A 14,106-nucleotide genomic window follows, 5' to 3' on the forward strand; every position below is an offset into this window, starting at 1 on the left:
ATACCTCCTGCAAAAGAGATGACGCCGCTGATTGTGCAGCCGCCATCAAATTTCTTAATATTTAACAGTATATAACAACCAAATGTGCGATTCAAATGTTTTTAGTGCAATTCATCATTTATAAAAACAATAAAAAGTTTTATCATTCATTATTGACAAAGGATTTCAATCGTAGTATTCTGTGTGTATATTAAAAATATGCATGCATTCTTACGGTAATGCATGGCAGAATGTTGCGGAGAGGATGAGCGAATCGTTATTCGCGACGTGAGAAGGAGGTAAAGAATCGTGTCCAAAAAAATCGCATTAATGGACGGAAATGAAGCGGCGGCTTATATTTCGTATGCCTTTACGGAAGTGGCGGGGATTTTTCCAATCACGCCGTCTTCGCCCATGGCGGAACATGTGGACGAATGGGCAGCGAACGGCAAGAAGAATCTCTTTGGCCAGCCGGTTGAAGTGGTTGAAATGCAGTCGGAAGGCGGAGCGGCCGGGACGGTTCACGGCTCGCTGCAATGCGGGGCACTGACGACAACTTACACCGCGTCCCAAGGACTTTTACTGATGATCCCGAACATGTATAAAATCGCCGGAGAAATGCTGCCGGGGGTCTTTCATGTGTCGGCCAGAACGTTGTCGGCCCACGCGCTGTCCATCTTTGGCGACCATTCCGACGTGATGGGCGTCCGCAGCACAGGCTTTGGCATGATCGCGTCTTCCTCTCCGCAGGAAGTCATGGATCTGGGGGCTGTGTCGCACTTAGCGGCGATTCATTGCCGGATGCCGATCCTGCACTTCTTCGACGGCTTCCGCACTTCCCACGAAATTCAGAAGATCGACGCGCTGGATTATGAAGATCTGCGTCCGCTGGTCGATATGGATGCAATCAAGGCGTTCAGAAAGCATGCGCTGAATCCGGAACACCCGGCGACCCGCGGAACCACGGTCAATCCGGATATCTTCTTCCAGTGCCGCGAAGCCTTGAATACCAACTTTGACAAATTGCCCGACGCGGTCGAGCACTATATGCAGGAAATCAACAGGCTGACCGGCCGCGATTATCATCTGTTCAATTATTATGGCGCGGAAGATGCCGAATGCGTGATCGTGCTGATGGGCTCTGGTGCGGAAACCACCCGCGAAGCCATCGATTATCTGGTGGCCAAAGGCGAAAAGGTCGGGATGATTAACGTTCATCTGTATCGCCCCTTTGCGGCGGATTATTTCCTGAATGCGATTCCGAAGACGGTCACCAAGATGGCCGTGCTCGACCGCACCAAGGAGCCAGGGGCCATGGGCGAACCGCTCTATCAAGACATCTGCGCGGTCTATAAAGAGCGGGAATGGCCGATGACCATCGTCGGCGGCCGCTACGGCCTGAGCTCCAAGGACACCACGCCGGCGCAGATCGTCGCCGTGTTCGACAGCCTGAAGGCCGACAAACCGAAAAACAACTTCACCATCGGGATTGTCGACGATGTGACGCACACCTCACTGCCGGTCGGCGGGGAAATCAATACCACGCCGGAAGGCGAAACCAGTGCCGAATTCTGGGGGATGGGCTCAGACGGCACCGTCGGCGCCAACAAGAACTCCATCAAGATCATCGGGAACGCCACCGACCTTTACTGCCAGGCTTACTTCGTGTACGACTCAAAGAAATCCGGCGGGCTGACCCAGTCTCACCTGCGTTTTGGGAAGAATCCGATCCATTCGCCTTATCTGATCCAGGCGGCGGATTTCGTAGCCTGCCACAATCCTTCTTATGTTCACCACTACGACATGGTGAAAAACCTGAAGGCCGGCGGCACCTTCCTGCTCAATTGCCAGTGGGATATGGACGGGCTTGAAGCCCATCTGCCGGGGAGCATGAAACGCCAGCTGGCCGAAAAGAATGCCCAATTCTACACCATCGACGCCATCGACATCGCCCGCGAGCTGGGACTCGGCGGCCGAACCAATACCATTTTGCAGTCGGCCTTCTTCAAACTTTCCGGCGTGATTCCCATCGAGCAGGCCGTGCGGGAAATGAAGGACGCCAACTATCAATCCTATTTCAAGAAAAAGGGCCAGAAGGTGGTCGATATGAACAACGCGGCCGTTGAAAAGGGCGTCGATGCCTTTGTGAAGATCGACATTCCCGAAAGCTGGCGGACTGCGGAAGATCCCATCGCCGAAAAAGACGTGCCGGACTTTATCAAAGAAGTGGTGGCGCCGATGAACCGCCAGGAAGGCGACGCGCTGACGGTGGCCCAGATGACCAAATATGGTCTCGAGGACGGGACCTGGCCGGCCGGGACCACCAAATACGAAAAACGCGGTGCGGCTGTGGAAGTGCCGGAATGGGACCTCACCAAGTGCATCCAGTGCAATCACTGCTCGCTGGTCTGCCCCCACGCGGCCATTCGGCCGATTTTGCTCGACGAGGCCGAAGCCGAAGCGGCACCGGCCGGCTTTGAAACGAAGAAGGCCACCGGCAAGAACATGAGCAGTTATCAATTCCGCATTCAGGTTTCTCCCTACGACTGCACCGGCTGCGGCAGCTGTGTCAACGTCTGCCCGTCGAAGGAGAAATCGCTGGCCATGAAGCCCTTCGCCTCTCAGGTGAAGGAAGCCGACAATTGGACCTTCGGCGTCGAAAAGGTGGCCATTAAGACGGCGGTTGCCAACAGCAAGACCATCAAGAACTCCCAGTTTGCAAAACCCTATTTTGAATTTTCCGGTGCCTGTGCCGGCTGCGGTGAAACCCCCTATATCAAGCTCATCACCCAGCTCTTCGGCGACCGGATGTACATCACCAACGCCTCCGGCTGCTCTTCGGCCTACGGCGGCTCCACACCGGCCTCGCCCTATTGCACCGACCAAAAAGGGTATGGCCCTACCTGGGCCATGTCCCTCTTTGAAGATAACGCGGAATACGCCTACGGCTATGTGCTCGGCCAGGATGCCGTCAAGCGGCAGCTGAAAGATAAAGTGCAACAGCTCAAAGAAGCGGGAATTGCCGAAGCGGCCTGCACCGATTATCTCGAAAGAGGCAATGATGCCGCGGTCTCTCGTGAAGTGAGCGATGCCCTGCTGGCTGCCATAGCAGAAGACACCAGCGAGGCGGCTGAATTTATCCGCGGCAACAAAGAGTATTTGTCTAAGAAGAGCGTTTGGGCCTTCGGCGGCGACGGCTGGGCTTATGACATCGGCTATGGCGGTCTCGACCATGTGCTCGCGTCCGGCAGGGACATCAACGTGCTTGTGCTCGATACCGAAGTGTATTCCAACACCGGCGGCCAAGCGTCCAAATCGACGGTGACCTCGGCCATTGCGAAATTTGCCGCCAGCGGGAAAAATACCAGGAAGAAAGACCTCGGCATGATGGCTATGAGCTATGGCTATGTCTATGTGGCGCAGGTGGCTCTGGGTTCGGATTATAACCAGACCCTCAAAGCCATTCGGGAAGCCGAAGCTTATGACGGCCCGTCGCTGATCATCTGCTATTGCCCCTGCATTGAGCATCACATGAAGAAAGCCATGGGTCAGTCCATCACCGAGGAAAAGAACGCGGTGGAAGCCGGCTACTGGCACCTGTATCGCTACAATCCGGATCTGAAGAAGGCAGGCAAGAATCCCTTCACTCTTGATTCCAAAGAGCCCAAGGGCGACTTTCAGGCATTCCTCATGGGCGAAAACCGCTACGCGTCGCTCAAACTTTCCTTTCCCGAAAAGGCCCAGGAACTTTACGACAAGGCTGAACGGGACGCCGAAGAGAGATATCAGAGCTATCTGACGTTGGCCAACAGAGAACAATAAAACCATAACGCAAAGTTTGTTTGGAAATAAAACCGGCTCGGCGGGGGGACTTGCCGAGATTCGGTTTTCAGATTGAAAAAAGAAGGAGAAAACCATGGCTTTAATGACAGGCGACCAATACGTTGAAAGTTTGCGCAAATTAAAAACGCGGGTGTATATTTTCGGTGAGCGCGTCGAAAACTGGGTGGATCATCCCATCGTTCGTCCCTCCATTAACAGCATTAAAATGACCTACGACCTCGCCCAGGATCCGGCCTATCAGGATCTGATGACGGCGACCTCCAACCTAACCGGCGAAACCGTCAACCGCTTCAATCACCTGCACCAGTCCGCCGATGATCTGGTGCGAAAGGTTAAAATGCAGCGGCTGCTCGGCCAGAAAACGGCGTCCTGCTTCCAGCGCTGTGTGGGAATGGATTCCTTCAACGCGGTGTATTCCACCACCTATGAATGCGATCAGGCCCACGGAACCCATTATCACGACAACTTCAAGAACTTTCTGAAAATGGTGCAGGAAAACGACTATGTGGTCGACGGTGCGATGACCGACCCGAAGGGCGACCGCGGTCTCGCCCCCCACGCCCAGCCGGATCCGGATATGTTTGTCCACGTGGTGGCACGGCGGGATGACGGGATTGTCGTCCGCGGGGCTAAAGTCCACCAGACCGGCTCCATCAACTCTCACTGGCATTTGATGATGCCGACCATTGCCATGCGCGAAGAAGACAAGGATTACGCGGTGTCTTTTGCCTGCCCCAGCGATGCGGAAGGGGTCTATATGGTTTATGGCCGCCAGTCCTGCGACACCCGCAAGCTGGAGGGCAGCGACATCGATGTCGGGAATCCGAAGTTCGGCGGCCAGGAAGCCCTGGTGGTGCTGGACGATGTTTTTATTCCCAACGCATATATCTTTATGAACGGTGAATACGACTTCTCCGGCATGATGGTCGAACGCTTTGCCGGTTATCATCGCCAAAGCTACGGCGGCTGCAAAGTCGGCGTGGGCGATGTGGTTATCGGGGCGGCAGCCCTCGCGGCGGAATGCAACGGCGTCGAACGCGCGTCCCACATTAAGGATAAGCTCATCGAAATGACTCACCTGAACGAAACGCTTTATTCCTGCGGGATCGCCTGCTCCGCCGAAGGGCATGCGACCCCAGCCGGCAATTATCAGATCAATCTTCTGCTCGCCAATGTGTGCAAGCAAAACATCACTCGCTTCCCATATGAAATCGTTCGTTTGGCGGAAGACATCGCCGGCGGCCTGATGGTTACCCTGCCGGCCGACAAGGATTTTAAGTCGGCGACGGTGGCGGGCCGAAACGGCGAAACCATTGGCGATATCTGCACCAAATACTTCGCTGCCCACGAAGACATTCCGACGGAGGACCGTGTGAAGGTCATGCGCTTCCTCGAAAACATCTGCCTCGGGACCGCGGCCGTCGGTTATCGGACCGAATCCATGCATGGGGCCGGTTCTCCTCAGGCACAGCGCATCATGATTGCGCGCCAGGGCAATATCGATGGCAAAAAGCAGCTGGTTAAGGATATTGTCGGCATTGAAAAATAATTTAAACGGCGCGATAAAAGGCGTCGCCATCATCAAACCCCATATGCGCATATGGGGTTTTAGTGGACTATGGGGACTGCGGCCCTCGGCCGTTCAGGAGAATAAAAAGGTTGGCAGAAGAGCGGTCCGAAAGAAATAAATGCAGTTGTTGTTCTGAATCGGGAACTATGATATGTTTATGAAAAATTGAAGATTCGCGCAGACGGACATCCTGGGTGAGCAAGGTTTAAGTGAAGGAGTGAGGGGAGAAATGAAGTGTGCGGATTTATTGACGGTCCTTTCCGAATGCGGCTGGGGGGCGGCTATGGTGGGAAAGGATCATTGCATTTGGCAGATTAACGAGACCGGAGTCAGATTGCTCCACGGCGGCGGCTCCATGCGGGGCCTGCCCTTTCCCGATCAGGCCGATGCGCTCCTGGACCCCGATGCCAAGGAGCCGTTTATTTGCCTGCGGTTCGGCGAATATCTCACCCGCTGTGACGGGCCGGAACCGGAGGATTTGCCGCCGGATGCCCGTTGGGTGATCTTTCGCGACGCTACGGATGATTATTTTCTGGCGATGATGCGCAGCGTCGTTGAGCACATTAAGGAAGGGGTGGTGATGTGCGACGGGGAAAGCCGGCTGAATTTCTTTAACGGGCCGGCGATTAAGCAGGATTCGCTGGTGGCTAAGGATGTGCTCGGCGAAAATGTCAACGATGTGTATCGGATGAACGACGGAAAAAACTGCCTGCTGCCGGAAACGGTCAAATCCCGCAAGCCGACGCTGAACGAGCGCCACCGTTACACCACGCGTTTCGGCAAGTCGGTGGACACCATGGCCAACACCTACCCGGTGTTGAAAAGCGGTCAGGTGCTGGGTGCCTTTAACATTGTGGAGGACTGGAGCACCGTCTCGGACCTGCACAGGCAGATTATTGATCTGCAGGAACGGCTGGTGGCCAGCCGGGGATCGGAAAAAGCCAAACGGCCTAAGGCGCTCGGCGCGCGCTTTACCTTTGACGATATTGTTTATAACAGCGCGGCGATGCGCCGGGTGGTGAGCCAGAGCCGGCAGATCGCCCGCACCGATGCCGCGGTGATGATCTACGGCGAAACGGGAACGGGCAAGGAACTCATCGCTCAGAGCATTCACAACGCGAGCCTGCGGGCCGAGGGGCCCTTTCTCGCCATCAACTGCGCGGCGCTGCCGGAAAATCTGTTGGAAAGTCTGCTCTTCGGCAGCGTGAAAGGGGCCTATACCGGGGCGGAAAACCGGCCCGGCCTCTTCGAGCAGGCCAATCACGGCACCCTGCTTTTGGATGAGATTAATTCCATGGACATTTCCCTTCAGGCCAAGCTTTTGCGCGTGCTGCAGGACGGTGTGCTGCGGCGGGTCGGCAGCGAAACCGAAACCCACATCGATGTGCGGGTGCTGACCTGCATCAACGTGCCGCCGCTTCAGGCCATTGCGGAAAACAGATTGCGGCGGGATCTATTTTACCGCCTCGGGGTGGTGAATATCGAACTGCCGCCGCTGCGCGATCGGGAGGACGATATCGCCCTGCTGACCCAGTACTTCATCCTGCGGTTTAATGCCAAAAATCATCGGGAGATCCGCGGACTCGACACGGCGACGGCGGAAATCTTCAACCAATACGACTGGCCGGGCAATGTGCGGGAGCTGCAGCATGCCATCGAGCAGGCGATGATCCTCCTGCCCCAGGACCAGATGATGATTACCGTGGATTATATCTCGCCGCACATCCTGTCAGACAGTCGTCCGCACCCCGAGGCGGCGCCGCGGCCGGCGGCGGTGACGGCGGAATCTCTTTCCGACAGGCTCAAGGATATCGAGCGGGACACCCTGGTGCGGGTGCTGACCGAAAACCGCGGTAATATCACCCGGGCGGCCAAGGCGCTCGACATGAGCCGGCAGAATCTGCAGTACCGCATCAAGCGCTACCAGATTGACATCCGATCCTTGAGAAGCAAACGGTCGTCAGAAAGATGAGTTTTGGCAAAGAAAGTGAGACAAACAGCAAAAACTTTTTGCATCCGCGGTTTTATAATAAAGGTATCCACATGGTATTGAAATTTCAGGAGGGTAATCATGGATAATTTTCAATTTTATAGTCCGACATTCTTTGAATTCGGCAAAGGCGCGGAAGCCAAAACCGGGGAATTGGTCAAGCGCTTCGGCGGCCATAAAGCGCTCGTTCACTATGGCGGCGGTTCCGTCAAACGTTCCGGTCTTTTGGACCGCGTGATCAAATCTTTGGACGAAGCCGGCGTCGCACACGTTGAACTCGGCGGCGTGCAGTCCAACCCGTTCAGCGATCTGGTTTACGAAGGCATCGAACTGGCCAAAAAAGAAAAGGTCGACTTTGTGCTGCCGGTCGGCGGCGGTTCGGCCATCGATTCGGGCAAAGGGATTGCCCTAGGCGTGGTTTACGACGGCGATTTCTGGGATTTCTACGACGGCACCTGCCCGGTCGTCACCAAGGCGTTGCCGGTTGGCGTCGTGCTGACCAGCGCGGCCACCGGCTCCGAAGCATCCACCGACTCGGTGGTCACCCGCAAGGAAACCAACCTGAAACGCTGCGCGGAAGGCGACATCCTGCGCCCGGTCTTCTCCGTAATGAATCCGGAAGTCACGATGACCCTGCCGCCGTATCAGACCTACAGCGGCATCATCGACATGTTTTCTCACTGCATGGAACGTTACTTCACCACCACCAAGGAAGTCGCGCTCACCGATCGGCTGCTCGAAGCGCTGATGATCGTGATCTACCGCGAATCCAAGCGCATCAAAGCGGATCCGAATAACTACGAAGCCCGGGCCAACGTTATGTGGTGCGGCACCCAGGCCCACAACAACATCACCAGCGTCGGCCGCGCTCAGGACTGGGGCACCCATCATCTGGAAAATCAGCTGTCCACCTTCTATAAGTGTTCCCACGGCGCGGGTCTCGGCATCCTGCATCCGTCTTGGATGAAATACTGCTATAAGAAGGACATCATGCGCTTTGCGCAATTTGCCGTTCGCGTTTTCGGCTGCGAAATGAACTTCGAAAATCCGGAAGAAACGGCGCTGAATGGGATCGACAAATATGAAGAATGGATCAAGTTCATGGATATGCCCACGACCATCACGGAAATCGGCGGCAAGGAAGAAGATATTCCGGCCATGGTCGACGATATGTTCAACGGGGCGCCGAATCACGGCAACTTCCTGAAGATTACCAAAGAAGACGCGGCCGCGATTTACAAAATGGCCCTTTGATTTCTTGCCGCCACCTTCTTCAGACTTCAATCAAACACACACGAAACGGCTGCCCTTTGGGGCAGCCGTTTTTTAATGGCGCAGCCGGTCATTTAGCGAGCAAAGGTGCAGGAATCGTTTAGGGGAAGAAAGGGCTTTTTGCTGTTAATCATTTACAGTGGGATTATCTTGAGAAATCAGGTTTGCGGGAACAGGCGGGCGGTTGCATAAGCGATTGAAGTCCTGAAAAATGGCAAAGAAAATCTGAAAACGAGATCATTTTTTGATAAGGGGAGGGTGTAAAATGGTTGTAAAGCATTGCAATGCGTTCGGTCAGAATTGTTAACGGAGAGGAGGAGAAACAAATGGATTCAAAACAAGCTAAAGGCAAGAATCGCGGGTATACGATGCGCCCGGCGGTTATGTCGGTCACGCTGGTATTGTTTGTGGCGATGCTGATCGCCGTTGCGGTCAACGCTAAGCAATTTTACCATGTGCTGAACGAGCTGATCATGAACAACGCCATGTGGCACTTCGGCTGGTGTTTGAGCTTGATCTGCCTGGCAATGGTGGTTTTTTGCATTGTGGCCATGGTCACGCCCATCGGTAATATCCGCCTCGGCGGGCCTAACGCCAAGCCGAAATTCAGCTATATGCAGTGGTTCGGCATCTCGCTGTGCACGGGCATCGGCGCCGGCGTGGTGTTCTGGGGCTCGGCGGAGCCGCTGATGTTTGCCATGCAGCCGGCCGTCAGCGAAGGGATAAAATCCGGGAGCAACGGAGCGGTCATCTGGAGCATGGTGCATTGCTTTCTGCAATGGGGATTCACCCCCTATGCCACCTGTGTGGTGATGGGGATCATCCTGTCGTATGTTATTTTGAACAAGAAAGCGCCTTTCCGGACGAGCTCCCTGTTGATTCCGATTTTTGGCGACAGCGTGGTCAACAGCCGCGGTGCGGATATCTTCGACGCTTTGACGACCTTTGCGCTCACTGGGGCAGTGGCCGGCGGACTGGGCTACGGCGCGATGCAGCTTTCCGCCGCGGTGAAGGCTTTTGCCGGCATCAATCCGACGATGTGGGTCTATGTGGGAGTGATTGCCTTCATGTTCGCGTGCTACAACGCGTCGGCTCTCAGCGGGCTGCGCAGCGGCATCACCTGGCTGTCCAACAAAAATGTGCAATTTTTCTTCATCTTATTGATTTTTGCCTTCTGCTTCGGTCCGACTTCGTATATCTGCAATCTGTTCACGGCCAGCATCGGCGAATATATCACGAAATTTTTCTCCATCAGCCTGAACACCATGCCCTTCCAGAATTCCGGCATGTGGGCCCAGAACTGGGATATGTATTGGTGGGCAGACTGGATGGCCTATGCGCCGCTGCTCGGGCTCTTCATGGTCCGCGTGGCCTACGGGCGCACGATCCGCGAATTCATCGCCGTGGAATGGGTCTTTCCGGCACTCTTCGGGATTATCTGGTTTGCCGTGTTCGGCGGGACCATTCTCCACGCCCAGCTTTGGGATCACATCAACTTCTGGCACATCTATCAAACCCAGGGCGCCGAAGCGTTAACCCTCTCGACCTTCAACGTGCTGCCGCTGTCTACCATCGCCAAAATTTTCATGCTCATTATTATCACGATTTCGCTGGTGACCCAGTGCGACTCGATGACGGTGACCCTTGCCAGCATGAGCATCAAGCAAAGCGATGCCAACACGGAAGCGCCCTGGCCGCTGAAGATTTTCTGGGGCCTGGTGTTTGCCGTCATCGCGGCGGTGTTCGTGGTGCTCGGCGGGATCGACGGGGTGAAAACCGTCAAATCCTTCTGCGGGATTCCGCTGGCCTTTGTCTGCGGCTGGCTGACCTACGGCTTTATCCGCTATCTGGGCAGGCGGCCGCGAGGCGCCGACGGCTCCTATGTTGACGAGGAGGCCTGCGCCAATGACCCGGACAACGGCGAGCCGATGGCGCCGCGCAGCAAGTACAAATGGCTTCGAAAAATTGGTTGGTAGCCTCTTGAAAATTCCCCTTTAAGTTGCCGCATCGTGGCTTTGCTTCGATGCGGCTTTTTGGGTGCAGCGGGAAGGTGCGGACAATCTAATAAAATGCAAGAGATTCTCACTCAAGCGCAAAAATATCTTTTTTACGCTGCCAAATTCATTTTCACAGATTTGCGGCAAATTGAATGTGATTTTTGGCAAAGTATGCATCATGAAAACCTTTATAATAGGAAGTGTAAAGGTTCTATGATCAGGCAGTGTGAGCGCCTGGTTCAAATTTTTTATCTTTTGAGGGGGGAGAGGAAAGTTGAATATTGCAACAGTGATTCAAAACATCGATAATATGCTGTGGGCGACGCCTTTGATTGTCTTGACATTCTTTGGCGCACTCATTTATTGCTTTGTTATCAAATTTGCCAACGTCAGCAAAATTGGCCTGCAATGGAAGCTGCTCACGAGCGGCGCAGGCTCCGAAGAAGGGATTTCTCCGTTTGAAACCTTTTGTTCGGTCGTGGCCTACCGCGTGGCGGTCGGGAATATCGGCGGGGTTATGGTTGCGGTCATGTGGGGCGGTCCGGGCGCCATTTTCTGGATGATCATTACCGCTTTGGTCACCTCCGCCATTGCCTACGCTGAAAACAGTTTGGGCCAGATCTACAAGGTTCGGATGGACGGCCAGTACCGCGGCGGCCCGTATTTCTATATGGAGCACGGGATTCCATGGAAACGCTTAGGAAAGGTTTTCGCGGCGCTTTTCGCAGTCCTTGCCGCCGTGGGTGTGCCGTTTATGGTCACCGGTCCAAGCGCTAACAACATCGCCATGGCCTTCAAGAACAGTTTTAACGTTCCGGCCTGGGTTTCCGGTGCGGTGATCGCGGTGCTGTTGCTGCTGGTTGTTGCCGGCGGCATCCGAAGAATCGCTTCTTTTTCGACCATTATCGTGCCGTTTATGACCATTGGCTACGCGATTATTACCATCATCGTTTTGGCAACCCACGCGTCCAGCATTCCTGGGACCATCGGCCTGATTATTTCTTCCGCATTCACGAAGAGCGCCATTTCCGGCGGTATTTTGGGCGGCGCATTCTCCTATGGGGTGAAGCGGGCGGTTAATTCTTCCGGTTCCGGTTTTGGGGAAACACCGGCTTCGGCCGCGGCGGCGGAATGTGTCCATCCGGCATCCCAGGGGCTTGTCAACGCCTTCTCCGTTTACATTGATGTGCTGGTCTGCTTTTGCTCCGGGATCATGGCGGTGATTTCCAATTGCTACAACGTGGCCATTCCGGGGTCAAAGGTCTTAAACCCTAATAACTTAGCACAGTTCGCCCATATCGGCACCGGTTCTGCCGTGATGAAACAGCAGGCGCTGGGCGCGACCGCCGGTGTGGTTTGGGTGCAGGAAGGCGCCAACACTTCCTGGCCGGTCATCGGCGGCACCGTCATCGCGATCGCACTGACCTGTTTCGCGTTTTCCACCTGCATCGCCTACTACTATGAAGGCGAATCCGGCATCGCCTATCTTTTCAGACATCTGCCGGAAAAGAAGCGGATGAAATTCATCTGGGGCGTCCGCATTATCATGCCGATCATGTTCTTCCTCTGGGCCAACCTTGAAGCCAGCACCGTCTGGGCGATTTCGGAAATCATGTTCGGATGCATGGCATGGCTCAACCTGATTACGCTGATGATCGAAATTCCGGTCGTCAAAAAGGTCTACGACGATTACATGGCGCAACGGAAAGCCGGCGTCGCGGATCCGTATTTCAATCCGCAGAAGCTCGGCATCAAAAACTGCGATGTCTGGATGGACATCAATAAGGAACAAATCGAAGCCGATGCGGCCAGGGAAGCGGCGTTGCCCGCCGGACAGGCGGCTGAGTAGCTTTCGCGCACCGATTGGTTAGCGATGCTGCGAAACCGCACCGGCAGCCGGCGCGGATCGTTTTTGAACAGCGGGCCGGGCGGCGCCCGGCTCATTTTGAAATTTTAAGACAAAGGAGATAAACATGTTGAAAAACGCGGACCGGAAATTCAAATTGGGCATGCACAGCTACACGCTGCATCTGAGCGGCTTTGGCGAAAGCTGGGGGTTTCAGAGCGAAGGGAAAACCTATGCCTTTGAAAAAACCATGAATCTGGACGATTTGATGGATTTGGCCGTGAAAGAAGGGATTGAAGTGCTGCACATCACCCTGGTCGATCTGGATAACGACACCTCGGCCGAACATCTGGCGGCGGTCAAGGCCAATGCGGAAAAGCACGGCCTGGATCTGGAACTCAATATTTCCTTTAACGCGCCCAGCGATCCCCGGGTCAACGCCACCATCAAAGAAGCCCTGGAAGTGGGTCATGCCGTCGGCGCCAAGCTCGTGAAGTTCTCCACCGATGTGGCGCATCCCCACCCGATTTCTCACGCTTGCATGTGCCCGGAGGCCATGGAACAAATCGCGAAGATCGTGATGGACTTTAAGCGCAATATCCCCACCATCGAAAAGTACGGCATGAAGATCGCCATCGAAAATCATTGCGACCTCTTTTCCGACGAAGTGATCTACATGGTCGAGCAGCTGCATCATCCGCTGATCGGCGCTTGCTGCGACACGATCAACTCTCTGGTGATGGCCGAAGGCATTGAAGCGTGCGTGCGCAAAATGGCGCCTTATAGTTACTGCGTGCACTTTTGCGACAATAGAATTTTCGCCGATCCCGACGGCACCCATTCCCTGGGGTGCGCCATTGGCGACGGGGATGTGGATGTGGCGGAAATCATGAAGATTTTGCGCGAACAGGCACCGCCGGAACTCGACACCATCGACCTCGAAATTGAACTGCCGCTGTCCGGCTATTCCATCGAAGAAGGCCGCCGGCTGGAAATCGACGAAATGCGCAAATCCGTTAAATTCATGAAAGAAAAACTGGGCATCGGCATTAAATAAGCCGGCCGGCCCATGATTAGCCTCTTTAAGCCCCGTCACCGGGGCTTTTTTAGACGATCGGATTCAGAAAAGAAAGGCGAGCGTATGCGCATTTTGGCGATCGCCGTCAGACCGAAAAGCGGGAGCATGTCAAAACGGCCGTCAGATCGGTTGGAGAGGCGCGCTGTGTGATGGATGATGATATCCGCGCGCTGTATCCGAATATCAACGCGACGGAGGGCATCGCCTTTGTCACGCCGCGGAACGGTCATGATTTTTGACACAGCTTAAGATGACGACGGTATCGGCCGCAAAAAGGCCGCTCCGCCGGCGACGGCACCGGGATGATGCGGAGGTCGGCGTCTATTTGGATCAGACGGACGCGCTGAGGGATGGCGCGTCGGAACGATCCGGAGAGCGGAAGGACTGCCGAATGAAATGCCGCGGATTTTGAAAAAGCGATAACCCGGTATCGAGGGCTTTAAACGCCAATTAAAAAGGGCTGAACCCAATTGTATTTTGGGTTCAGCCCTCGTTTGTTCAGGGACGAAAGTTTCTGAAGCGGCTGGCTTC

7 protein-coding genes are annotated in these 14,106 nt (G+C 54.8%); all 7 read left to right on the forward strand.

Annotated elements, in window-relative coordinates; translation table 11 throughout:
- Positions 1 to 309 precede the first annotated feature (309 nt).
- On the forward strand, positions 310 to 3,801 hold the full coding sequence (nifJ, locus tag HMPREF0721_RS08675) for a pyruvate:ferredoxin (flavodoxin) oxidoreductase (RefSeq protein WP_207635262.1): 3,492 nt from the start codon (positions 310 to 312) through the stop codon (positions 3,799 to 3,801).
- A gap of 94 nt (positions 3,802 to 3,895) precedes the next feature.
- Complete coding sequence (locus HMPREF0721_RS08680; protein ID WP_006599331.1) at positions 3,896 to 5,371, forward strand: 4-hydroxyphenylacetate 3-hydroxylase family protein; 1,476 nt, start codon at positions 3,896 to 3,898, stop codon at positions 5,369 to 5,371.
- 250 nt (positions 5,372 to 5,621) lie between these two features.
- Positions 5,622 to 7,364: a sigma-54 interaction domain-containing protein gene (locus HMPREF0721_RS08685; protein WP_006599333.1), complete on the forward strand. Its 1,743-nt coding sequence runs from the start codon at positions 5,622 to 5,624 to the stop codon at positions 7,362 to 7,364.
- A gap of 99 nt (positions 7,365 to 7,463) precedes the next feature.
- The gene (locus HMPREF0721_RS08690) at positions 7,464 to 8,636 is read left to right on the forward strand and encodes an iron-containing alcohol dehydrogenase (protein ID WP_006599334.1); all 1,173 of its coding nucleotides are present in this window, start codon (positions 7,464 to 7,466) and stop codon (positions 8,634 to 8,636) included.
- Positions 8,637 to 8,980: 344 nt separating this feature from the next.
- Positions 8,981 to 10,630 carry a BCCT family transporter gene (locus tag HMPREF0721_RS08695; RefSeq protein ID WP_050786988.1) on the forward strand — a complete coding sequence of 550 codons (1,650 nt, stop codon included), beginning with the start codon at positions 8,981 to 8,983 and terminating at the stop codon, positions 10,628 to 10,630.
- Positions 10,631 to 10,925: 295 nt separating this feature from the next.
- A complete protein-coding gene (locus HMPREF0721_RS08700) occupies positions 10,926 to 12,500 on the forward strand; it encodes an alanine/glycine:cation symporter family protein (RefSeq protein ID WP_006599337.1) in 1,575 nt (524 codons plus the stop codon).
- Positions 12,501 to 12,624: 124 nt separating this feature from the next.
- Positions 12,625 to 13,554, forward strand: a complete 930-nt coding sequence (locus HMPREF0721_RS08705; protein WP_006599338.1) for a sugar phosphate isomerase/epimerase family protein — start codon at positions 12,625 to 12,627, stop codon at positions 13,552 to 13,554.
- Positions 13,555 to 14,106: the final 552 nt, after the last annotated feature.

It is taken from the genome of Pseudoramibacter alactolyticus ATCC 23263 (genome assembly GCF_000185505.1).
Taxonomy (GTDB): domain Bacteria; phylum Bacillota; class Clostridia; order Eubacteriales; family Eubacteriaceae; genus Pseudoramibacter; species Pseudoramibacter alactolyticus.